This is a genomic window from Streptomyces sp. NPDC059564 (assembly GCF_042735575.1).
GTDB lineage: Bacteria > Actinomycetota > Actinomycetes > Streptomycetales > Streptomycetaceae > Streptomyces.
In genome coordinates, this window is sequence record NZ_JBHWBP010000025.1 from 19,735 (window position 1) to 43,917 (window position 24,183).

11 protein-coding genes are annotated in these 24,183 nt (G+C 75.0%); all 11 read left to right on the forward strand.

Annotated elements, in window-relative coordinates:
• Positions 1 to 70 precede the first annotated feature (70 nt).
• The 11 genes from ACFV0Q_RS07795 (at position 71) to ACFV0Q_RS07845 (ending at position 24,069) form a co-directional block, all read left to right on the forward strand.
• Positions 71 to 3,337, forward strand: a complete 3,267-nt coding sequence (locus ACFV0Q_RS07795) for an amino acid adenylation domain-containing protein (RefSeq protein WP_385002051.1) — start codon at positions 71 to 73, stop codon at positions 3,335 to 3,337.
• Complete coding sequence (locus ACFV0Q_RS07800; RefSeq protein WP_385002054.1) at positions 3,334 to 4,161, forward strand: thioesterase II family protein; 828 nt, start codon at positions 3,334 to 3,336, stop codon at positions 4,159 to 4,161. The genes ACFV0Q_RS07795 and ACFV0Q_RS07800 overlap by 4 nt, the downstream gene beginning before the upstream one ends.
• Before the next feature lie 55 nt (positions 4,162 to 4,216).
• On the forward strand, positions 4,217 to 5,260 hold the full coding sequence (locus tag ACFV0Q_RS07805; RefSeq protein ID WP_385002057.1) for a TauD/TfdA family dioxygenase: 1,044 nt from the start codon (positions 4,217 to 4,219) through the stop codon (positions 5,258 to 5,260).
• Positions 5,261 to 5,265: 5 nt separating this feature from the next.
• The gene (locus ACFV0Q_RS07810) at positions 5,266 to 7,098 is read left to right on the forward strand and encodes an amino acid adenylation domain-containing protein (protein WP_385002060.1); all 1,833 of its coding nucleotides are present in this window, start codon (positions 5,266 to 5,268) and stop codon (positions 7,096 to 7,098) included.
• 11 nt (positions 7,099 to 7,109) lie between these two features.
• Positions 7,110 to 12,338: a condensation domain-containing protein gene (locus ACFV0Q_RS07815; protein WP_385002081.1), complete on the forward strand. Its 5,229-nt coding sequence runs from the start codon at positions 7,110 to 7,112 to the stop codon at positions 12,336 to 12,338.
• A gap of 254 nt (positions 12,339 to 12,592) precedes the next feature.
• Entirely contained in the window at positions 12,593 to 19,663 is a 7,071-nt protein-coding gene (locus ACFV0Q_RS07820) for an amino acid adenylation domain-containing protein (protein ID WP_385002063.1), read from the forward strand.
• Positions 19,660 to 19,866, forward strand: coding sequence for an MbtH family protein (locus ACFV0Q_RS07825; protein ID WP_385002066.1), 207 nt, complete (start codon positions 19,660 to 19,662; stop codon positions 19,864 to 19,866). Before ACFV0Q_RS07820 ends, ACFV0Q_RS07825 begins: the two co-directional genes overlap by 4 nt.
• 144 nt (positions 19,867 to 20,010) lie before the next feature.
• On the forward strand, positions 20,011 to 20,457 hold the full coding sequence (locus tag ACFV0Q_RS07830) for a cobalamin B12-binding domain-containing protein (protein WP_385002069.1): 447 nt from the start codon (positions 20,011 to 20,013) through the stop codon (positions 20,455 to 20,457).
• On the forward strand, positions 20,454 to 21,767 hold the full coding sequence (locus ACFV0Q_RS07835; RefSeq protein ID WP_385002072.1) for a methylaspartate mutase: 1,314 nt from the start codon (positions 20,454 to 20,456) through the stop codon (positions 21,765 to 21,767). The genes ACFV0Q_RS07830 and ACFV0Q_RS07835 overlap by 4 nt, the downstream gene beginning before the upstream one ends.
• A gap of 56 nt (positions 21,768 to 21,823) precedes the next feature.
• On the forward strand, positions 21,824 to 22,807 hold the full coding sequence (locus tag ACFV0Q_RS07840; RefSeq protein WP_385002075.1) for an asparagine synthetase A: 984 nt from the start codon (positions 21,824 to 21,826) through the stop codon (positions 22,805 to 22,807).
• Positions 22,804 to 24,069, forward strand: a complete 1,266-nt coding sequence (locus tag ACFV0Q_RS07845) for a glutamate synthase-related protein (protein ID WP_385002078.1) — start codon at positions 22,804 to 22,806, stop codon at positions 24,067 to 24,069. Before ACFV0Q_RS07840 ends, ACFV0Q_RS07845 begins: the two co-directional genes overlap by 4 nt.
• Positions 24,070 to 24,183: the final 114 nt, after the last annotated feature.

A 24,183-nucleotide genomic window follows, 5' to 3' on the forward strand; every position in this document is an offset into this window, starting at 1 on the left:
CGGCGCCCGTCGGCATCCGTCGGCATCCGGATTCCCGATCCACCCCACCACCCTCCCGAGGAGCCTCCGCATGTCTCCCACCGCGTCCGAACAGAGCAGCGCGCACGGGCCGGCCGCTGTGCGGCTGCCCCTGTCGGCGGCGCAGCGCGACATCTGGACGGCCCACAGCCTCGACGCCACCGGCTGCCGCTACAACATCGGGGAGTACCGGGAACTCACGGGCTCCCTCGACACCGGCCTGCTGGCCCGCGCCTGGTACCAGCTGGCCCGCGAGGCCGACGTCCTGCGTGTCCGGGGCACCGGCTCCGACGAGGACGGCGCCCTGTGGCAGCTGCTGCACCCCGAACCGGACGGGCGGTCCCTGCGCGTCGTCGACCTCGACGGCGAGCCGGACCCCGCACGGGCCGGCCGCGCCTGGATGGCGGCGGAGCTGGCCCGGCCGTTCGACCTGCGGGCCGACTGGCTCACCCGGCACGTGCTGATCCGCGCGGGCCTGACGGACGGCGGCGAGCAGCGCTGGTTCTACTTCCACGCCTTCCACCACCTGGTCATCGACGGCCTGGGCATCGCCCTCCTCGACCAGCGACTGGTCGAGCTGTACGAGCGCGGCGCCGCCGGCGAGCCCTGGGGCCCGAGCCCGTTCGGCGACCTGGAGGCACTGCTGGCCGAGGACGACGCCTACCGGGCCTCGGCGGAGGGAGCCGCCGACCGCGCCCACTGGGCCGGACACCTCGCCGGGCTGCCGCCGACCCCGCGCCTCGGCGAGGGCAGGACCGGGCGTACGACGCCGGGTGCGCTGCCCTTCGTACGCCGGACCGTGGTGCTCCCGCCGGAGCGGGCGGAGCTGCTGCGGGACGTGGCCCGGGCGCACCGGGCGCCGTGGTCGATGCTGGTGATCGCGCTGGTGGCGGCGTACGTGCACCGGGTGAGCGGAAGCCGGGAGCTGGTACTGGGGCTTCCGGTGACGGGCCGGCGCACCGAACTGGCCCGCCGGACGCCGGGGATGATGTCGAACGTGGTGCCGCTGCGGGTGGCGGTACCGGCGGAGGCGACCACGGCCGGGCTGCTGGCGGCGGTGGTCACCGAGACGCGCCGGGGCCTGAAGCACCAGCGGACCCGGTACGAGGACATGTGTCGCGACCTGGGTCTGGGCGAGGCGGAGCGGCGCATCACCGCCCCCCTGATCAACATCATGGCGTTCACCCCGGGCATGCGCTTCTGCGGGCTGCCGACCCTGCAGCACAACCTGAGCAACGGGCCGGTGGAGGACCTGGCGGTCGGCGTGTACGACCTGGGGCCGGAGGACGGTCTGCGGATCGACTTCGACGCGGCGCCCGAGGTGTGCGACGTCGACGCGGTGGCGGGACACCAGGACCGTTTCCTCCGGTTCGTGGAATCGGTCCTCTCGGCCGGTGAACTGCGGCTCTCCGAGATCGAGTTGCTCGGTGAGGCGGAGCGGCGGCAGGTGCTGGAGGAGTGGACGGGTACCCGCGCCGAGACCGGCGAGGACACCCTGGTCGACCGCTTCGAGGAACAGGCCCGCCTACGCCCCACCGCCCGCGCCGTCGTCTTCGCCAGCCAGGAACTGACCTACGCCGACCTCGACACCCGCGCCAACCAACTCGCCCACCACCTCACCACCACCGGCCTGGGCCGCGGCGACCTCGCCGGCATCCTCCTCGACCGGGGCACCGACTTCGCCATCACCCTCCTCGCCGTCCTCAAAACCGGCGCCGGCTACGCCCTCCTCGACCCCGAATTCCCCGACGAACGCCTCACCCGCACCGCCCACGACGCCACCCTCACCACCCTCATCACCAACACCCACCACCACACCCGCCTCCCCCAAAGCCCATGGCGAACGGTACGAGTCGACGCGGAACGGGAAACAATCGCCACACGGCCGACCACCGCCCTCGCGGCACCCCTGACCTGGGACGACGTCGCCTGCGTCATGTTCACCTCCGGCTCGACGGGCCGCCCCAAAGGCATCCTCTCCTCGCACCGGAACCTGGTCTCCACCCTCACCACCCAGACCTACGCCACCTTCGGCCCCGGCGAAACCTTCCTCCAGTGCTCCCCCGTCTCCTGGGACGCCTTCAGCCTCGAATTCTGGGGAGCCCTCCTCCACGGCGGCACCACCGTCCTCCAACCCGGCCAACGCCCGGAGCCTTCGGTGATCGCGGAGCTGTCGCAGGCGCACGCCGTCACGATGCTGCAACTGTCGTCGAGCCTGTTCAACTACCTCACCGACGAGCACCCCGACACCTTCACCACCACCCGCATCGTCTACACCGGCGGCGAACCCGCCTCACCCACCCACGTCCACCGACTCCACCAACACCACCCCCACCTCACCATCACCAACGGCTACGGCCCCGCCGAATCCATGGGCTTCACCACCACCCACACCATCCCCCCAACCCCGGACGTCCAAGGCCCCCTCTCCATCGGCCGCCCCCTCACCAACAAACACGCCTACATCCTCGACACCCACCTCCAACCCACACCCCCCGGCACCACCGGCGAGCTCTACCTCACCGGCCACGGACTCGCCCACGGATACCTCGCCCAACCCACCACCACCGCAACCCACTTCATCCCCAACCCCTACGGACCCCCCGGCACCCGCCTCTACCGCACCGGCGACCAAGCCCACTGGGACACCCACGGAAACCTCCACTACACCGGCCGCACCGACACCCAAATCAAAATCCGCGGCTTCCGCATCGAACCCACCGAAATCGAAACCACCCTCACCACCCACCCCCACATCACCCAAGCCACCCTCGCCACCCACCCGGACCACCACCGCACGCCCCAGCTGACCGCCTACCTGGTCACCACCGACGAAGGCCTCTCCCCCCAGGACGTCCGCCTCTGGCTGCGCACGCTCCTGCCCGACCACATGGTCCCGGCCTTCGTCGTCCTGCTCGACCGGCTTCCCCTCACGCCCAACGGGAAGATCGACAAGACGGCCCTGCCCGCCCCGCAGGCCGTGACCACGGCGGGCGGCCGCGCCCCGCGGACCCCGCTGGAGGAGAAGGTGCGCACCTGGTTCAGCGAGGCCCTGGCCACGCCCTCCCCGCTGTCGATCGACGACAACTTCTTCGACCAGGGCGGCCACTCCCTCCTCGCCGCCCGCCTCACGCATCGCATCGGCACCGCCCTGGGCGTCACCCTCACCCTCCGCGACGTCTTCCAGCACCCCACCCCCGCCACGCTCGCCCAGCACATCGAGACGCGGCTGCTGTCGCCCGCCGCGTCCGCGCCCCGGCGCGCCAGGCCCGCCCTGCGCCGCCGCACCACCCCCGACCAGGAACGGACTTCCTCATGAGCACGAGCACGAGCACGAGCACCAACGACCAGGGCCAGGACCAGGCCGGCTTCACCCCCGCGCCCGACGACGTGGTCTGGGACCTCCCGGGCGAGGGACCGCAGCGCACCGCGCTGCTGGTCCTGCCGCACGCGGGCGGCAACGCCCACGCGTACGCGGAGTGGCGCGCCTACCTGCCCGCCGATGTGCGCCTGCTGATCGGCCAGTACCCGGGCCGTGGTGCCCGCTTCGCCGAGGACCTCCCCCGGGACATCGCCGATCTGGCCGGGCCGGTCGTGGCGGCGCTGCCCGCCGGGGTCGCCGAGGACCTGGTGGTGCTCGGGCACAGCATGGGCTCGCTCGTGGCCTTCGAGGTGGTACGCAGCCTCGAGGCGGCCGGCCGTGCGCCCCGGGCCCTGATCGCCTCGGCCTGCCGGGCCCCGTTCCTCGCCAACCCGTGCGCCGTGTACCCGGAGCTGCTGGACGACGACGAGCTGGTCGCCGCCATCAAGGAGCGCGGCGGCACCGACGACGGCATCCTCGACGAGCCGGAGCTGCGGGAGATCATCCTGCCGTCCATCCGGGCCGACTTCGCCATCGACGACGTGTACCGCTGCGAGGAGTCCGAGGCCCGGGTGGCCTGCCCGGTGACGGTGATCGGCGGGGACGCCGACCCGGTCGCCCCGGCGGCCTCGCTCGACCGCTGGGCGCGGATCACCGACCGGGAGTTCACCTCGTACGTGCTGCCGGGCGGCCACTTCTACTTCCAGCGGCAACTGCCCGAGTTCTTCTCGGTGCTGGCCCCGGTCGTCGGCGGCCACGCCCCCGCCCCGGCCGCCGCCTGATCGCGCGCCGCGCAGGCGCCGCCCCTTCACCTCCGCACTTCCTTAAGGACGTTCCATGACCACGTACGCAGAGTCCCCCGCCGCGGCCACCGGCATCACCCCGGTCCGCGAGCCCGGCAAGCCCGTCGTCGTCCCCACCCCGGCCGGTCTCGACCTGACCGCAGCGGTGGCCTGGCTGACCGACCACCGTGCCGCCATCCAGGCCGAGTTGCTGCGCAGCGGGGCCGTGCTGCTGCGCGGTCTGCCCGTCGAGGACGCGGCCTCCTTCGCCGCCGCCCGCGACGCGCTGATCGAGCGGCGCGCCGGGTACAAGGAGAAGGCCACGCCGCGCACCGACTTCGGCGAGGGTGTCTTCTCCTCCACCGACCTGCCGGCCGTCCAGCCGATCCGCCTGCACAACGAGAACAGCTACACCCTCGACTTCCCGGGCGTGCTGCTGTTCGGCTGCGTGACCGCCCCCGAGCAGGGCGGGGCGACCACCGTCGGCGATATGCGCGAGGCGCTGCGGCTGCTGCCGCCGGAGCTGGTCGAGCGGTTCGAGCGGGCCGGCTGGCTGCTCGTGCGCAACTACTCCGAACTCGCCGGGCTGCCCTGGTACAAGACCTTCGCCACCGAGGACAAGGCGGTCGCCGAGGCCTACTGCGAGGAGAACACGGTCGGCTACGAGTGGGTCGAGGAGGACGACTCGATGGTCACCCGGCAGCGCCGGTCGGCGATCGTCACCCACCCCGTGACGGGCGAGCGGACCTGGTTCAACCACTTCGCCTTCTGGAACAGCCGCACCCTGGACCCGGACGTCCGCGAGGTGCTCGTCGAGACCTACGGCGAGGACGGGCTGCCCTTCAACACCTTCCTGGGCGACGGATCCCGGCTCACCGACGCCGAGGTCGACGCGGTCAACGCCGTCTACGACCGGGTCACCGTTCGGGAGACCTGGCAGCGGGGCGACCTGATGATCGTCGACAACATCCTCTGCGCGCACGGCCGCGAGGCCTTCAAGGGCGACCGGAAGATCCTCGTCGCCATGGGCGAGCCCGTCGCGCTGGCCGACTGCGCCCCCGCCACCCAGCCGTCCACCACCGTCTTCACCGGGGAGTGACCGCCGTGACCGCCGTACTTCCCGAGCGCCCGCGCGCCTACGAGAGCGCCACCGCCCCCGACCTGCTGGAGCGCCTCGCGCTGGCCCCGGCCGCCCGGACCGCCGTCGTGGCGGGCGGGCGCGAGCTCGGCTTCGGCGAGCTGCGCGCCGAGGCCGCGCGGATCGCGGCCCGGCTCGCCGCCCGCGGCATCGGGCCGGAGAGCGTGGTCGCGCTGTGCCTGCCGCGCGGCGCCGAGCTCGTCACCGCGCTGATCGGCACCCTCACCGCGGGGGCCGCGTACCTGCCGGTGGACCCGAAGCTGCCGGCCGAGCGGCGGCGCTACCTCGTCGAGGACGCGGGCGCCGACCTGGTCGTCACCGCCGACGCGGACGGCGAGCCCCTGGCCGGGGGCGTGCCGCACCTGCCGGTGGCCGCGCTGACCGCCCCGGGGCCCGACCTCCCGTACGCCCCGGTGCCCGTCTCCGGCGACACCCTGGCCTACGTCATCTACACCTCCGGCTCCACGGGCCGCCCCAAGGGCGTGGAGATCGGCCGGGCGGCCGCCTCCGCGCTGCTCGCCGAACTGGAGGGCGCCTCGATCGCGGTCACCGAGGGCGGGCGGGTCGGCTGGAACGCCTCGCCGTCCTTCGACGCCTCCGTGCAGCAGTGGGTGCGCCTGTGCCGGGGCGACACCCTGGTGATGATCGACGACGAGACCCGCGCGGACCCGGCGCTGCTGGCCCGGCTGGTCGACGAACAGGCCCTGACCGACCTGGACATCACCCCCGCGCACGCCGATCCGCTGCTGGACCTGCTCAGCGCGGACGGCGGCCCGCGCCCGCTGACCCTCCTGATCGGCGGCGAGGCGATCAGCCCGGGCCTGTGGCAGCGCCTGGGCGACCTCGGCGCGCGCGGAGTGCTGCGCACCGTCAACCTGTACGGGCCCACCGAGTGCACCGTGGACGCCACGGCGGGGTGGGTGGACGGCGCCGACGCCCCGCACATCGGCAGCGTCCTGCCGGGCCTGCGGATGCGGGTCCTCGACGAGAAGCTGAACCCGGTCGCCGAGGGCGAGAGCGGCGAACTGTACCTGGCGGGGCCGCGCGTGGGCCGCGGCTACCGGGGCCGGCCCGCGCTGACCGCCGAACGGTTCGTCGCCGACACGTCCGGCTACGGCGACGGCCATGGCGGCCGCATGTACCGTACGGGCGACCTCGTACGGCTGCTGCCGGGCGGCCGGCTGGGCTACCTGGGCCGGGCCGACGGCCAGGTCAAGCTGCGCGGCCACCGCATCGAACTCCCCGAGATCGAGGCTGCCGTGGCCGCCGCCCCCGGGGTCGCCGAGGCGGCCGTCGTGCTCCGCGAGGACGTCCACGGGGCCCCGGGCCTGGTGGCCTACTACCGGGCCGCCGACGACGTCACCGAAGCCGCGCTGCGCGAGCGCCTCGCGGCCGGGCTGCCCGCCTACATGGTCCCGGCGGTGTTCGTGGCCCTGGAACGGTTCCCCGTCACCGTCAACGGCAAGGTGGACCGGGCCGCGCTGCCCGCCCCCGCGGCCGCACCGGCCGCGACCCCGGCCGCCGCCTCCGCCTCCGCCTCCGCCGAGGGCATGACCGCCTCCCAGGCACTGATCGCGGGCGTCTGGGCCGCCGTACTCGGCGCCGCGCACGTCAGCCCCGACGACAACTTCTTCAAGCTGGGCGGCCATTCGCTGCTCGCGATCAAGCTGGTCTCGCGGGTCCGCGCCGAACTGGGCGTCTCCCTCCCGGTGAAGGCCGTCTACGCCAACCCGCGCCTGCGGGACCTGGCCGCCCACCTCGACACGCTGGTCGCGGCCACCGCGAGCCAGGACTCCTGAAGGACATGACCGTGATCCCGTTGTCGTACGCCCAGCGCCGGCTGTGGTTCCTGGGCCGGCTGCACGGCCCTTCCGCGACCTACAACGCCCCGGTCGTCCTGCACCTCGACGGCGAACCCGACGCCGGGGCCCTCGCCCTCGCGCTGGCCGACGTCGTGGAGCGGCACGAGGTGCTGCGCACCGTCCTGCCGGCCGGGCCGGACGCGGAGCCGTACCAGCGGGTGCTGGCGGAGGCCCCCTCCGCGGCGCTCACCGCCGAGGAGTGCGCGCCGGGCGAACGGGACACGGCGGTGGCCGCCTTCGTCCGGCAGCCCCTGGACATCACCGCCGAACCGCCCTTGCGGGCACGGCTGTTCCTGCCGGGCGACGGTACCTCCACGCTGGTGCTGCTGATCCACCACGTGGCCACCGACGGCTGGTCCGTACGCCCCCTGCTGCGCGACCTCGCGCGGGCCTACGCGGCCCGGCTGACCGGACGGGCCCCCGGCGGGGATCCGCTGCCCGTCCAGTACGCCGACTACAGCCAGTGGCAGCACGAGCTCCTCGGCGACCCCGCCGACCCGGACAGCCTGGCCGCCGAACAACTCGCGTACTGGCGGGCCGCGCTGGAGGGGGCCCCGGGGGTCGTGGACCTGCCCGCCGACCGGCCGCGCCCGGCCGAACCGTCGGGCCGGGGCGGCACGGTCACGGCCCGGCTGGACGCGGCCGCGCACGGCGGGCTCCTCGCGCTGGCCCGCGGCCGCGGGGCGAGCCTGACCATGACGGCCCGGGCGGCCCTCGCGGCGGCCCTGTCGGCGGCCGGAGCGGGCGAGGACGTGGTGATCGGCGCCCCGGTCGCGGGCCGCCCCGACGAGGACCTCTACGACCTGGTCGGCTTCTTCGTCAACTCCCTCGCGCTGCGCACCGATCTGTCGGGCGACCCGGCCGTCGGGGAGCTGCTGGACCGGGTCCGGGACGCGGACCTGGCCGCGTACGAACACCAGGAGCTGCCCTTCGACCTGCTGGTGGAGCGGCTCAGCCCGGAACGGGCCCTGGGCCACCACCCCTTCTTCCAGGTGATGCTGACCGTGGACGCGGGCGGCGCGGCCGGCGGCCGGGTGGAGCTGGGCGGCGGGATCGGCGGCCGTCTGGCCGACGTCGGCCTGGACGCGGCGAAGTTCGACCTCACCTGGTACTGCGCCGAGCGGCACACCGCCGACGGCCGGCCGGACGGCGTCGACCTCGCCCTCCAGTACGCCACCGACCTCTTCGACGAGGACACGGCCCGGCTCCTGCTGGACCTGTACGTACGGACCCTCGAAGCGTTCGCCGCCGATCCGACGGCCCGCCTCGGCGGCCTGGAACTGCTCCCCGCCACGGCGGCGAAGGCCCTGGCCGCGCGGGCGCACCGCACCGCCGCGGCCCCGGCGCCCGCACCGGCCCGGGAAGCCGTCCCGGCCCGCCGGGACGTGCTCTCGCCGCGCGAGGAGATCCTCTGCGGGCTGTTCGCCGAGGTCCTCGGGCGCGGCGAAGCGGTCGCCGCCGACGCCAACTTCTTCCGCAGCGGCGGCCATTCGCTGCTCGCGAGCAAGCTCGTGAACCGGATCCGGGGCGCGCTCGGCCTGGAGCTGGGCATCCGCGACCTGTTCCTGGCACCGACCCCGGCCGCGCTGCACCGGCGGCTGGCCGAAGCGGGCGGCGCGGGCGCGGCGCGGCCCGCGCTGGTTCCCGTAGCGGACCGGCCGGACAGGATCCCGCTGTCGGCGGCGCAGCGCGCACTGTGGCTGCTGGGCCGCATCGAGGGCCCCTCGGCGGCGTACAACGCTCCGCTGGTGCTGCGGCTGGACGCGGTCCCCGACCGGGCGGCGCTGTCCGCCGCGCTGGACGACCTGGCGGCGCGGCACGAGGTGCTGCGCACGGTGTACGGGGCCGAGGGCGGGGAGCCGTACCAGCGGATCCTCGACGGTCCCGGCGAACCCCTCGAAGTGACCGGCTGCGGGCCCGGCGAACTCGACGCGCTGGTCGACGCGTTCAGCCGGGAGACGTTCGATCTGGCGGAGCGGCCGCCGCTGCGGGCGCGGCTGTTCCTGCCCGGCGACGGCCGGTCCGTGCTGGTGCTGCTGGTCCACCACATCGCGACCGACGGGTGGTCCCTGGCCCCGCTGCTGCGCGACCTGGGCGAGGCGTACGCCGCCCGGTGCGCGGGCCGGGCCCCCGAACTGCCGCCGCTGCCCGTGCAGTACGCCGACTACGCCCTGTGGCAGCGCGAACTCCTGGCCGATCCGGCGGCCCTGCTCGGCTTCTGGCGCGAGGCGCTGGAGGGCATGCCCCCGCGCACGGAGCTGCCCGCCGACCGGCCGCGTCCGGCCGAGCCCTCGGGCCGCGGCGCCACCCTGTCCACCACGGTGGGCGCGGACGCGCACCGGGCGCTGGCGGCACTGGCGCGGGAGCGGCGGGCGAGCCTGTTCATGGTGGCCCGCTCGGCGCTGGCCGCGGCCCTGTCCGCCACCGGCGCGGGCGAGGACCTCGCGATCGGCACCCCGGTCGCGGGCCGCCCGGACCAGGACCTGCACGAGCTGGTCGGCTGCTTCGTCAACTCCCTCGCCCTGCGCACCGACTTGTCGGGTGACCCGGCGGCCGGAGAGCTCGTCGAACGGGTGCGGGACGCCGACCTGGCCGCCTTCGACCACCAGGACCTGCCCTTCGACCTGCTGGTCGAGGAACTGGCCGAACCGGGGCGGGCGTTGGGGGAACACCCCGTCTTCCAGGTGATGCTGACCGTACGGGAAGCCGCCGACGACCGCGTGCTGCTCGGCCCGGTCGCGGGCCGGGCCGGGAGCACCGACCTGGGCGCCGCCAAGTTCGACCTGAGCTTCCACTGCGCGGAACGGCACACGGCGGACGGCGGCCCGGGCGGCCTCGACGTACACGTGCAGTACGCCACCGACCTCTTCGACGAGGACACGGCCCGGCTCCTGCTGGACGTCTACGGACGGGCCCTCGAAGCGTTCGCCGGCGACCCGGCGGCCCGCCTCGGCGCCCTGGAGCTGGTCCGGGAGCCGGAGCGGCGGCGCCTCGCGGAACGCCGGGCCCGGCGGGAGGCGCTCGCCCCGGCGGCGGCACCGGCCGCGACGGCCGCCACTGCGGCGGCGTCCCCGCGCGAGGAGATCCTGTGCGGGCTGTTCGCGGAGGTGCTCGGCGCGGAGACGATCGCCGCCGACGCCAACTTCTTCAAGTCGGGCGGGCATTCGCTGCTCGCCAGCCGGCTCGTCAACCGGATCCGGGCCGTCCTCGGCGTGGAGGCGGGGATCCGCGACCTGTTCCTGGCCCCGACGGCGTCGGCCCTGCACCGCCGCCTCGGCGCGGCCGCCGGGGCGGGGTCGGCGCGGCCGGCGCTGGTCCCCGTGACGGACCGGCCCGAACGGCTGCCGCTGTCGTACGCGCAGCGCCGGCTGTGGTTCCTGGACCAGCTGGAAGGGCCGTCCGCCACCTACAACATCGCGCTGGTCCGGCGCCTGGAACGGCCGCTGGAGCCGGTGGCGCTCGCCGGGGCGCTGGCCGACGTCGCCGCGCGGCACGAGGTGCTGCGCACCGTGTACGGGATCGAGGGCGGGGAGCCGTACCAGCGGGTGCTGGAGGGGGCGCGGCCGCAGCTGGAGCTGGTGCAGACCGCGGACGTGGCGGCGGCCGTCAACGAGGCGGCCGGGCACGTCTTCGACCTGACGCGGGACCTGCCGCTGCGGGCCTGGCTGATCCTGGCGCAGGACGGTGGCCCGCAGACGCTGGTGCTGCTCCTGCACCACATCGCGGCGGACGGCTGGTCCGCGGGACCGCTGCTGGCCGACCTGACGGCGGCGTACGAGGCGCGGACAACGACGGGCCGGGAGCCCGGCTGGTCGCCGCTGCCCGTGCAGTACGCGGACCACACGCTGTGGCAGCGGGAACTCCTGGCCGACCCGGAGCCCGAAGTCGCGTACTGGCGCCGGGCGTTGGCGGGACTGGCACCGCTGATCGACCTGCCGACGGAGCGGCACCGGCCGGCCGTCCCCTCGGGGCACGGGGCGGTCACCGGCTTCGAGGTGGACGCGGACACGCACCGCGCGCTGGTCCGGATCGCGCACGCGCAGGGCGCCACCCTGTTCATGGTGGTGCAGGCGGCGCTGGCGGCGGCCCTGACCCGGGCCGGGGCGGGCACCGACCTGGCGATCGGCACGACGGTCGCGGGGCGCGGCGACGACGCGCTGTCGGGGCTGGTCGGCTTCTTCGTGAACACGCTGGTCCTGCGCACCGGCACGGGCGGGGACCCCTCCTTCGCGGAGCTGGTGAACCGGGTGCGGGAGGCGGACCTGGAGGCGTACGCGCACCAGGACCTGCCGTTCGACCTGCTGGTGGAGGCCCTCAACCCGCACCGCTCCTCGGCGCACGACCCGCTCGTCCAGGTGATGCTCCAGGTGAACCCGGCTCCGGCCGGGGCCCTGGGTGGGCCGCTGGCGGGCACGGAACGGTCCTTCGCGGCGCGGACCGCGAAGTCGGAGCTCACCTTCGCGCTGACCGAGCGGGCCGGGGGCGGGCTGTCCGGGGTGCTGGAGTACGCCACCGACCTGTACGGGCCTTCGGGCGCGGGCCGGCTGGCGGCGCTCCTGGTGACGGCACTGGAGCTGTTCGCCTCCGACCCGGCACGCCGCCTCTCCGCCCTCCCGGGCCCGGCCGACCGACGCCCCGCGCGTCCGCTCGCCGGGGACTACCCGATCGACCTGGCCCGCGTCGAAGCGGTCCTGACGGAACACCCGGCGGTCACCTCGGCGCGGGCCCGGGTGGAAGCGGACCAGGTCCTCGCGGAGGCCACGGCCGGCGGGGCGACGGAGGCCGAGCTCCAGGCCTGGGCGGCGGAGCGGCTGCCGGAGTACGCGGTCCCGTCGGCGGTGCTCCTGCCGGAAACGCCCACCGCCGCTCCGGCCCCGGAGCCGGCCGCCACACCGCTGACCGGGACCCTGCTGCGGCTCTTCGGGGAGGTGCTGGAGCGCGAACAGGTCGGCCCGGACGACAACTTCTTCAAGTCCGGGGGCCATTCCCTCCTCGCGGTACGCCTGCTCAACCGGATCCGAGCGGAACTGGGCCGCGAACTCACCCTCCGCGAGGTCTTCCGCCACCCCACCCCGACCCGCCTGGCGACCCTCCTGTCAACACCCCCCACCACCCCGCCCCCGCCGACCCCCACCCTCCGCCGCCGCACCCACGGCGGCACCCGGGTACGCACCTGACCCACCCGCGAACACCCCGGCCCCGCGCGACGTGCCGCGCGGGGCCGTCCGGCACGCCCCGCCCCCGCGCGCCCGCCCGGAGCCCCGGAGCGGCGAGAAGCCGGCATCACCCCGGGAGGGTTCGGCGGCAGTCCGGGGCGGCAGTCGGTGGGGTGGGAGCTGCCGGGGGGACTGCCCGCCGGGGGGTCGGGGGGTGCCTAGCTTGGGGGTACGGACTGCGGTCCGCTCCCACCACCCCGCCTGGAGGCTCCGCGATGCCCTCGACCGCCCCCACCGCCCGCGCCGTCCTGGACGGCGGCCCGGCGATCACCCCGGCTCCCGGTGTGCTCGACCGGCTCGACGCCCAGGTCGTCGCCGGCCCCGGGCGGCTCGCGCTGGTGCACGGCAAGCGCCGGATGACGTACGGGCAGCTGGCCCTGGCGGTGGCGCTGCGGGCCGACGCGCTGGCCGCCGAAGGGGCCGGTCCCGGCCGGCTGGTGGCGGTGCACCGGCCGCGCGGCATCGACGCCGTCGTCGGGCTGCTCGCGGCGCTGCGGACCGGCGCGGCCTACCTGCCGCTCGACCCGGCCGCCCCCGCCGCCCGCACCACCGCGATCCTCCTCGACTGCAATGGCAGCGAACCGGCATTGGGTGAAGGGGAGTTCGTACTTCCCGGCGCCGAAGTCGCCCCGGGCGCCGCCTACGTGATCTACACCTCCGGCTCCACCGGAACCCCGAACGGGGTCGTCGTCGGGCACCGGGCCCTGGCCCACTTCGTGGCCGGAGCCACCGCCCGCTACGGGATCTCCGCCGAGGACCGGGTCCTGCAGTTCGCCCCGCTGCACTTCGACGCAAGCGTCGAGGAGATCTTCCTGACCCTCGGCTCGGGCGCCGCGCTCGTCCTGCGGGACGAGGAGATGCTCGACGTCCCCGGGCTCCTCTCCGGCTGCGCCGCGCACGGCGTGACGGTGCTCGACCTGCCCACCGCGTACTGGCACGAGCTGGCCCACGCCCTCGCCTCCGGGGTGGACCGGCTCCCGCCCACCCTGCGGACCGTGGTCATCGGCGGCGAGGCAGCCCTGCCCGAGCGGGTCGCGCAGTGGTGCCGGGTGGTGGACCCGGACCGGGTGCGGCTGCTGAACACGTACGGGCCCACCGAAGCCACCGTCGTCGCGACCGTCGCCGACCTGTCCCGCCACCCCGGCGGTCCGGTGCCCATCGGCACGCCCCTCCCGGGGGTGCGGGCCGCCGTCGTGGACGGCGAGCTGTGGCTGCTGGGCGGCGCTCTCGCCGAGGGCTACCTCGGCCGGCCGGAGCTGAACCGGACCCGGTTCGCCGCGCTGGACGGGGAACGCGCGTACCGCACCGGCGACCTGGTCCACGTACGGGACGACGGCCAACTGGGCTTCCAGGGGCGGGCCGACGACGAGGTGAAGATCAACGGACACCGGGTGGACCCGGCTTCCGTGGAGTCGGTGCTGACCGCGCACCCCGGGGTCCGCGAGGCGGCCGTGGTGGCCCAGGAGACGGCGGACGGGGTCCGGCGGCTGGCCGCCTTCGTGGTGGCCGACGACGGGGTGGGCGCCACCGAGCTGCGGGAGAGGGTACGGGCGGAGCTCCCGACGGCGGCTGTCCCGGGCACGGTGACCCTGCTGACCGCACTGCCCCGGACCCCGTCCGGGAAGATCGACCGCAAGACCCTGAAGGCCCTGAAGGCCCCGGCCACGGCCCCGGCCACCGCCCCCGACCCGTACGCCGTCTTCGACGGCCGGGTGCTGCCCGCCGAGGACCGGGTCCCGCTGTCCTTCGCCCAGCGCCGCCTGTGGTTCCTGGCCGGCCTGGAGGGCCCCTCGGCCACCTACAACCTGCCGGTCGTGCTCCGCCTCGACGCCGTCCCCGACCACGCCGCCCTCGCGGCGGCCCTCGCCGACGTGGTCGAGCGCCACGAGGTGCTGCGCACCGTGTACCCGGCGGTGGACGCCGAGCCCTACCAGCACGTGCTGGTCCCGTCGCCCCCGGTGCCGCTCGCGGTACACGACCGCGCGCCCGGCGAGATCCCCGGCCTCGTGGCCGCCTTCACCGCCGCCGCCTTCGACCTCGGCGCCCATCTGCCGCTGCGCGCAGCCCTGTTCCTGCCCGGCGACGGCACCGCCACCCTCGCGCTGCTCACCCACCACATCGCCACCGACGGCTGGTCCGTGGGCCCCCTGCTGCGCGATCTGGCCGAGGCCTACGCGGCCCGCCTCGCGGGGGCCGGGCCCGACCGGGAGCCGCTGCCGGTCCAGTACGCCGACTACACCCTGTGGCAGCGCGAACTGCTGGAGGATCCCGCCGAGTTGCTCGCGCACTGGCGCCACGCCCTGGACGGCATGCCGACCGTGCTGGACCTGCCCGCCGACCGGCCCCGGCCCGCCGAGCCCACCGGCGCGGGCGCCACCCTCACGGCCCGCCTCGACGCGGACGCGCACCGGCGGCTGGCCGCGCTCGCCGAGGAGCGGGGCGCGAGCCTGCTCATGGTGATCCAGCCCGCGCTGGCCCTGGCCCTGGCCGCCGTCGGCGCCGGAACGGACATCGCGATCGGCACCCCGGTCGCGGGACGCGGCGACGAGGCCCTGAACGACCTGGTCGGGTTCTTCGTCAACACCCTGGTGCTGCGCACCGACGTCTCGGGCGAGGCCTCGTACGCGGAGCTGGTCGACCGGGCGCGGGAGGCGGACCTGGCGGCGTACGCGCACCAGGAGCTGCCCTTCGACCTGCTGGTGGAGCACCTGCGGCCGCGCCGGGAGCTGGCCGTGAACCCGTTCTTCCAGGTGATGCTGACCGCCCAGGAGGAACAGGGCGGGGAGGACGCCGGGCCGGAAGGCCCGCTGTCCGGACGGTTCGTCGAACCGGGCCTGGAGGTGGCCAAGTTCGACCTCAGCGCCTCCTGCGTGGAGCTGCCCGGCGGCGGCCTGGAGGTGTGGTGGCAGTACGCGGTGGACCTGTTCGACGCGCAGACGGCGCGGCTGCTGCTGGACCTGTTCGTACGGGCCCTCGCGCGCGCGGCCGACGACCCCGCCGGGCCGGCCGCCGGCCGGCCGCTGCTCACCGCCGAGGAGGCCCGGGCGGTGGCCGGGCGCCGGGAGCGCCTCCTGGCCGCCGCGGCCCGGACCCCCGAGAGGGCGCCGGGGGCCCGCAACACCCCCGTCGAGCAGGTGCTGTGCGCGCTGTTCGGGGAGGTGATCGGCCTCGACGGGCCGGTGGCTCCGGACGCCAACTTCTTCTCCGAGGGCGGGCATTCCATGATGGGGGTGCGCCTGGTGAACCGGATCCGGGCCACGCTGGGGCTGGAGGCCCGGATCCGGGACCTGTTCCTCGCGCCGACCCCCGCCGAGCTGGCGGTGCGCCTGGCCCGGGAGGCCGCGCCGGCCGGGCGGCCCGCGCTGGTCCCCGTAACGGACCGGCCGGAGCGGATCCCGCTGTCGTACGCGCAGCGCAGGCTGTGGTTCGTGGACCAGCTGGAGGGGCCGTCGCGGTCGTACACGATCCCCTTCGCGCTGCGCCTGGAGCGGCCGCTGGAGCCGGCCGTCCTCGCGGACGCGCTGGCCGATGTCGCCGGGCGGCACGAGGTCCTGCGGACCGTGTACCCGGCGGTCGACGGTCAGCCGTACCAGCGGGTGTGCCAGGGGGCGCGGCCCGTGCTGGACCTGGTCACGGCGCCGGAGGGCGGCCTGGAGGCGGCGGTGGACGCGGCCGCCGGGCACGTGTTCGCGCTGGCGTCGGACCTTCCGCTGCGGGCCTCGCTGATCACGTGCGGGGACCGGCAGGTACTGGTGGTGCTGGTCCACCACATCGCCGCCGACGGCTGGTCCGCGGGCCCGCTGTTCGAGGACCTGGCCGCCGCCTACGAGGCCCGGCTCGACGGGGTGGCACCCGCCTGGCAGCCGCTGCCGGTGCAGTACACCGACTACACCCTGTGGGAGCGGGCCGCCCTGGAGGGCGGGGCCGCCGCCGGGCACCTGGCCTTCTGGGAGCGGACCCTGGCCGGCGCTCCGCCCGTGCTGGAACCGACGGCGGCCCGGACCCGGCCGGCCGAGGCCTCCTACCGGGGTGCGGCGACGCCCCTGGAGGTGGACGCCGCGACGCACGCGCGGCTGGAACGGCTCGCCCTGGACCACGGGACCACCCTGTTCACGGTGGTGCAGGCGGCCCTCGCGGCCACCCTCACCCGGCACGGCGCGGGCACCGACCTGCCGCTCGGCACGGTCGTCGCGGGGCGGGACGACGAGGCCCTGAACGACCTGGTCGGGTTCTTCGTCAACACCCTCGTGCTGCGCTGCGACACCTCCGGCGACCCCCGGTTCTCCGAGCTGGTCGGCCGGGTGAAGGAGACGGGGCTGGCCGCGTACGCCCACCAGGAGCTGCCGTTCGACCTGGTCGTCGAGCACCTCAACCCGGTGCGCTCGACGGCCCGCCACCCGCTCGTCCAGGTGATCGTGCAGGTGCACCCGGCGGAGCCGCGGACCCCGTCGGGCAGCACGCTGGCCGGGACCCCGCTGGGGGCGGACTCCGGGTTCACCAAGTTCGACCTGACCCTGTCGCTGCGCGAGACCCGCGACGCGGCCGGGGCGCCGGGCGGGCTGGAGGGCGTACTGGAGTACGCGACCGACCTGTACGACGAGGGCACGGCGGCGATGCTCGCCGGGCACGTGGCGCGCACCCTGCGGGCGGTGGCCGAGGACCCGGAGCGGCGGATCGGGGACGTGCGGCTGCTGTCGCCCGAGGAGGAGCTGCGGCTGGCCGCCTACAACGACACCGCCGCGCCGCGGGCGGCGTGCGGTCTGGTGCACGAGCGGTTCGCGGAGCAGGCGCGCCGGACGCCGCGGCGGATCGCGGTCTCCTACGAGGAGGAGACCCTGAGCTACGCCGAGCTGGACGCGCGGGCCAACGCGCTGGCGCACCGGCTGACCGAGGCGGGCGTGGGCCGGGACGCGGCGGTGGGACTGCTGCTGGAACGCACCCCGCACCTGCTGGTGTCGGCGCTGGCAGTGCTCAAGTGCGGGGCGGCGTACGTGCCGTTGGACCCGCGACTGCCCGAGGCCCGGGTCGACATGATCATGGAGGACGTGCACGCACGGGTGCTGCTGGTCCGGGAGGAGCACGCCTCCCTGCCACAGGTCCGCCGCCAACTGGACTCCGGGGTGCGCGTGTTGTCGGTGGACACCGCCGTCTCCGGCTACCCGGTGACCGATCCGGGGATCGCGGTGGGCGAGGACGCCCTGATGTACGTGATGTTCACCTCCGGGTCCACGGGCCGCCCCAAGGGCGTCGGCGTCACCCACCGCAACGTGGTGGAGCTGGTCACCGACCGCTGCTGGGACCTGGCCAACCACCGCCGGATGCTGGTCCATTCGGCGATCGGCTTCGACGCCTCCACCTACGAGCTGTGGGTGCCGCTGCTGAACGGCGGGCAGCTGGTCATCGCCCCGGGCGACGGCACGGACGTCGCCGGACTGGACCACACGATCCGCACCCACGAGGTCTCGGCCGCCTACTTCACGATGGGGCTCTTCCACATCATGGCGGACGAGGGCCTCGACACCCTCAAGCTCCTCGACGAGGTGTGGACCGGCGGGGACGTGGCCTCCCCGAGCGCCCTCCAGCGGGTCCTGGACCACTGCCCGGAGACCGTGCTCGTCCACTCGTACGGCCCCACCGAGACCACCTTCGCCTCGCACCAGCAGCGCTTCCCCCTCACCGAACGGGTCGTACGGGGGGTCTACCTGGGCGCGGCCCTCGACAACACCCGGATCCACGTCCTGGACGAACGGCTGCGGCCGGTGCCGGCCGGCGTCCCCGGCGAGATGTACATCGCCGGTACGCAGGTGGCCCGCGGCTACGTCGGCCGGCCCGGCCTGACCGCCGAGCGGTTCGTCGCGGACCCCTTCGGCGCCGACGGCGGCCGCATGTACCGCACGGGCGACCTCGTGCACTGGACGGCCGAGGGCGAACTGCGGTTCATCGGGCGGGCCGACGGCCAGATCAAGCTGCGCGGCTTCCGGATCGAGCCCGGCGAGATCGAGGAGACCCTCGCCCGGCATCCGGGGGTGGGGCAGGTCGCGGTGGTGGTCTTCGAGGACGGCCCGGGCGGCAAGCGCCTCGTCGCGTACGCCGTCCCGCGCGCCGGGCACACCCTGACGGACACCGGGCTGCTGCGCTGGGCGGCGGGCGAACTGCCCGAGCACATGGTCCCGTCGGCGGCGGTGCTCCTCGACGCGATCCCGCTCACCGTCAACGGCAAACCCGACCGCAAGGCCCTGCCGGCGCCCGCCGTGGCACCGCGCGGCACGGGCCGGGCGGCGCGCACCCCGCGCGAGGAGATCCTGTGCGGGCTGTTCGCGGAGATCCTGGGCGTGGAGCGGGTCGGCATCGACGACAACTTCTTCGGCCTGGGCGGTCATTCACTGCTCGGGGTGCGGCTGGTGAGCCGGATGCGGACCGTACTGGGACTGGATCGCGGCGTCCGCGACCTGTTCCGCACGCCGACGGTGGCGGGGCTGCTGGGCGACGAGCCGACCGGCTTCGACCCGATGGGCGTGGTGCTTCCGCTGCACACCGGGGGGTCGCGGCCGCCGCTGTTCTGCGTCCATCCGGGGACGGGCGTGGGCTGGCCGTACGCCGGTCTCGCCCAGCACCTGGGCCCGGACCAGCCGCTGTACGCGATCCAGGCGCGGGCCCTGAGCGAGCTGGGCCACTCCCCCGCCTCCGTGGAGGAGATGGTCGAGGACTACCTCCCGCTCGTCCGGGAGGTCCAGCCGCACGGCCCGTACCGCTTCCTGGGCTGGTCCTTCGGCGGTACGGTCGCCCACGCGCTCGCCGTCCGCCTCGCCGAGCTGGGCGAACGCACCGACCTCCTCGCCATGATGGACGTCCACCTGCTGCCGACCGAGCCCGAGCGGCGGCGGATGACGCCGGCGCAGAAGCGGGACATGCTCGTCGGCGACGCCACGGACGAACCCGAGGACGCCCCCTTCGACGTGGACGCCCTGATCGGCCTGGTCCGGCTGAAGGACCCGGTGCTCGGCGCCTTCTCCGACGCCGAGATCCGCTCGGTCATCGGCGCCTCGATCAACCACGCCGAAATCATGAACCTGTACGCCCCGCGCCCGGTCGCCACCGACCTGCTGTTCCTGGCGGCCATCGAGGACGGGGAAACGGAAAACACCCTCGCCCGGCACTGGATTCCCTATGTCGACGGCCCCGTGGAAAACCATGTCATCGGGGTCCCGCACACCAGAATGGGCGAGCCGGAACCTCTCGCACTGATCGGCCGCATCCTTTCCGAGAAATTGAGGAGTCTGTCATGACCAATCCTTTCGACGACATCGAGGGCACCTTCCACGTCGTGGTCAACGCCGAGGGCCAGCACGCTCTGTGGCCCGTGTTCGCCGAGGTCCCCGGCGGCTGGGAGGTCGTGTGGGGCGAGGGCACGCGGGCGGACGCGCTCGCCTACGTGGAGCGGAACTGGACCGACATCCGCCCGCGCGGCCTGGTCGCCCAGTACGCCTAGAAACGCATCGCAGCCCGAAGGAAAAGCCGTGTCCCGCATTGCGGGGCACGGCTTTTCCGCATGCCCCGCGGCCCCGTCGGGAATTCCCCGATACTGCCGCCGCAACTTCCCCTCGGCCGGCCCGCCGCTTCCTATATTCCTCGTATGCGACGACGGAATATGCACATTCTGCTGAGCGGTACGGCATCGGATTCCCACACATGGAACCTCGTCTACCTCCAGCTCTTCCTGGAGGAGCTGGGACACCGGGTCCACAACCTGGGCCCCTGCGTGCCGGACGACCTGCTGGCCGGGGCCTGCGCGGCCGGCGGACCGGGCCGGCCCGACCTCGTGGTCGTCAGCAGCGTGAACGGACACGGCTACCGGGACGGGCTGAGCGCCGTCCGGTCCCTGCGCCGGGCCGGCGTGACCCTGCCCTTCGTCATCGGCGGCAAGCTGGGCGTCGCCGGGGTCGCGGACCCGCAGCAGCGCGGGCGGCTCCTCGACGCGGGCTGCGACGCCGTCTTCGACGACGGGGACACCACCGCCCTGCGGGAGTTCCTCGACGCCCTCACGGCCGACGGCCGGGGCGCCCGGCAGGCCGTGGCATGAGCGGCGGCGCCACGCTCCTCGCCCCCGCGGGGACCTGCGAACCGGCCTCCCCCGACACCTCCTTCGGCGCCTTCGTCGCCCGCGCGGCCGCCTCCGGGCAGCTCGTCGTCCAGCCCCGGATGGGCTTCAGCGACCCGCGCCGGATGCGGGCCGGCCTGGAGCGCACCAAGCGCGCCGTCGCCACCACCGTCGGCACCCTCACCATCGACAGCTACACCCGGGTCGGCGATCAGGACGCCGCCCGCGCCGCCGTCGCCGAGGGCACCCCGCTCAACGGCTACCCCATCGCCACCCACTCCACCGGCCTCACCCGGTCCCTGCTGGACGGGGTGCTGGACCCGGCCTTCCCCGTCCAGGTGCGGCACGGCTCCTCCCGCCCCGAGGGCATCATCCGGGCGCTGGCGGCCGCCGGGCTGGACGCCACCGAGGGCGGACCGGTCTCGTACTGCCTGCCCTACGGGCGCACCCCGCTCGCCGAGTCCGTGGAGAACTGGGCCCGCTGCTGCGAACTGCTCGCCTCGCTGGTGCCCTCACCCCGGTCACCGCACCTGGAGAGCTTCGGCGGCTGCATGCTCGGCCAGCTCTGCCCGCCCGGCCTGCTGGTGGCGCTGAGCCTGCTGGAGGGCCTGTTCTTCGTCCGGCACGGCATCCGCAGCGTCTCCCTCAGCTACGCCCAGCAGACCGACCCCGCGCAGGACGCGGAGGCGGTGCGCGCACTGCGGCGCCTCGCCGCCGAGTTCCTGCCCGCCGAGGTGGACCGGCACGTCGTCCTCTACACGTACATGGGGGTCTTCCCCCGGACGGCGCGGGGCGCGACCCGCATCCTGGAGGCCTCGGCGCGGCTCGCCGTACGGTCCGGGGCGCAGCGGCTGATCGTGAAGACCGCCGCCGAGGCGCACCGGATCCCGACCGTGCTGGAGAACGTACGGGCCCTGGAGACGGCGGCGGCCACCGCGGCCCTGTGCGAGCGCCCGGCCGATCCGCCCGGGCCGGCCGGCGGCGAGGTGTACCGGGAGGCCCGGGCCTTCGTGGAGGCCGTGCTGGAACTCGCCGAGGACCCGGGCCGGGCGCTGCGCTCCGCGTTCGCGCGGGGCGTGCTCGACGTCCCGTACTGCCTGCACCCGGACAACGCGGGCCGCTCGCGCAGCTTCGTCGACGCGGGCGGCCGGCTGCGCTGGTCCGAGGTCGGCGCCATGCCGGTGGCCCCGTACGCGCAGGCGCCCTCGCGCCGGGCCCTGACCTCGGACGGGCTGCTGGTGGCGCTGGGCTCGGTGGCCCGGCGTTACGACGGCCCCGGGGCCGGCACATGAACGGACCCCACGACATCACCCCCGCCCCCATCGCATTCGGACAGCCAGGAGTCGGCATGGACCTTCGCACCCCTCCCCCGCTCGGCGCGCACCTGCGGTCCCCGCAGCTGCGGTCGGCGATGCTCGTCCAGCAGGAAGTCCTCCACGCGGCGCGGGAGTTCCTGCGCGGCGCGGACTTCGTGGAGCTGCTGCCGCCGCTGATCGGGCCGGTCACGGACCCCGGCGGGCGCGGCGCGAAAGCGCTCGACGTGGATTACTACGGGCAGCCGTACAAGCTGATGACGAGCGCGATCCTCTACAAGCAGGCCTCGCTGAAGGGCTTTCCGAGACTCTTCTACATCGCGCCGAACGTCCGCGTGGAGCCGCCGGAGACGGCGGGCACGGGCCGGCACCTGGTGGAGTTCCACCAGATCGACGTGGAGATGGCGGGCGGCACCCGCGCCGACGCGCAGGAGGTGGCTGCCGGGCTGCTGACGCACGTGGTGGAGCACGTGTGGACGGCCGTGCCGGACCTGCTGCGCGAACTGGGCCGGGAGGAACTGGACTTCGCGGAACTGCGGCAGGGCAAGTTCGACGCGCTGACCCACGGGGAGGCCGCCCGGCGGCTGATCGGGCGCGGCCATCCGCAGAGTCCCGACGCGGAGATCGACTGGGAGGGCGAGAAGGTGCTCTCCCTGGAGGCGGACCGGCCGTTCTTCGTCAACGACTACCCGAAGGGCTCGCGCGGCTTCTACGACCGCGAGGACCCCGAACGCCCGGGCGTGCTGCGCAACTTCGACCTCATCGCGCACGGCGGGTACGGGGAGCTGGTCAGCGGCAGCGAGCGGGAGAGCCGCTACGCGGCGATCGTGACCCGGATGCGGGAGAGCGGGGAGAACCCGGCCAAGTACGCCTGGTACCTGGAGCTGGCCCGCGAGGGCATCGAGCCCAGTGCCGGTTTCGGGATGGGCCTGCAGCGCCTCGTCCGGTTCCTGACCGGGCTGGACGCGCTGTGGCAGGTCAGCGCCTACCCGAAGCTGCCGGGGGTGATCGCGCCGTGAGCGGGCTGCGGGCGACGGGGTTCCCGGAGGAGGCCGTACGGGCCCGGGCGCGGGCCGGGACGGCCGAGGTGTTCCCGGCGGCCGGGGAGTACGGGGCCACGCTGTTCGGGGCCTCGTACGACGGCCCGGCCCAGGACGCCCTCGACGAACTGCGCCTCGTGCCTCCGGTGTTCATGCCCAGGCGGCTGGAGAAGCTCATCGACCTGGGCCGCGAACCCTCGTACGAGGACGTGGACCTGCGCACGGAGGTCGGCGGCTTCGCGTCCTCCCTCCCCCTCTACCTCTCGGCGTTCGGCTCCACCCGGGCCGGCAGCGGTGACCTCGGCGTGGCCGCGGGCCGGCAGGCGGCGCGGCTCGGGATCCCGATGGTGATCGGGGAGAACATGGTCCCGGTGCACGGCTACGGCAGCAGCTCGGCACTGCTGGAGCGGGTGGCGGCGTACGCGGCCGAACTCCCCGACGGGGTGGGCGGGGTGGTGGTGCAGCAGTCCACCGAGGACGCCGACTCCGAGGTGTGGAACCTGCTCTACAGCGACCCGGGCACCCGCCCGCTGCGGGACTCCGGCCGCCTCGGTTTCGAACTGAAGGCGGGCCAGGGCGCGAAGCCGGGCCTCGGCGGGATGACGGTGGTCGGCGCGGCCGAAGCGGAGCGGCTGGGCGGGCAGTTCGCGGTACGGGACCTGCTGGGCGATCCCGGCGGGCGGCTGCTGCGGTGCGCGACCCCGGGGACCTTCACGGAGGAGATCGTCCGCCAGCAGCTGCGGTTCATGCGGAACAACTTCCCGCTGGCCCGCACCTGGGTGAAGTTCCACCCGGGCCGGGACATCGCCGGCGCGGCCGCCACCGCCTGGGCGGCGGGCGCCGACGCCGTCACCGTGGACGGCGCCGAGGGCGGTACCGGCTGGGCGCCGCGGGTGTTCCTCGACCAGGCGGGGCTGCCGCTCGCCGAATGCCTGCGCCGCATCGGCCGCCCGGCGGGAACCCTGCTCGCCTCGGGCCGGATGTGGGAGGGCGGCCGCGCCGTGCGGGCCCTGGCCCTGGGGGCGAGGGCGGTCGGCCTGGGCCGGGCGGCCCTGCTCGCGGTCGACGAGGACCCCGGGGCGGGCCTGGTCCGGCTGGTGGAGGCGCTCGCACTGGAGGCCCGGCTGCTGATCAGCGCACTCGGCCAGTACAGCCCCGCCGACCTGACCCCGGAAGACCTCTGGTCCCCCGGCGCCCCGGCCCCCGCCCCGGCCCCGCTGCCGGTTTCGGAGCCCTCGTGAACCCCGGCCCGGCGGACCCCGGGTCCGCCGCGCCGGGGGGGGGGGGGGGGGTCGTATACACATATCCCAGCCCACCCGACCCCAACAGATCGGGTATGGCGGGGTGTGCGTGGA

Bases quoted from the DNA above. Each gene is read 5' to 3' on its own strand.
- ACFV0Q_RS07795 (WP_385002051.1), top strand. From the start codon at position 71: ATGTCTCCCACCGCGTCCGAACAGAGCAGCGCGCACGGGCCGGCCGCT.
- ACFV0Q_RS07800 (WP_385002054.1), top strand. From the start codon at position 3,334: ATGAGCACGAGCACGAGCACGAGCACCAACGACCAGGGCCAGGACCAG.
- ACFV0Q_RS07805 (WP_385002057.1), top strand. From the start codon at position 4,217: ATGACCACGTACGCAGAGTCCCCCGCCGCGGCCACCGGCATCACCCCG.
- ACFV0Q_RS07820 (WP_385002063.1), top strand. From the start codon at position 12,593: ATGCCCTCGACCGCCCCCACCGCCCGCGCCGTCCTGGACGGCGGCCCG.
- ACFV0Q_RS07825 (WP_385002066.1), top strand. From the start codon at position 19,660: ATGACCAATCCTTTCGACGACATCGAGGGCACCTTCCACGTCGTGGTC.
- ACFV0Q_RS07830 (WP_385002069.1), top strand. From the start codon at position 20,011: ATGCGACGACGGAATATGCACATTCTGCTGAGCGGTACGGCATCGGAT.
- ACFV0Q_RS07835 (WP_385002072.1), top strand. From the start codon at position 20,454: ATGAGCGGCGGCGCCACGCTCCTCGCCCCCGCGGGGACCTGCGAACCG.
- ACFV0Q_RS07840 (WP_385002075.1), top strand. From the start codon at position 21,824: ATGGACCTTCGCACCCCTCCCCCGCTCGGCGCGCACCTGCGGTCCCCG.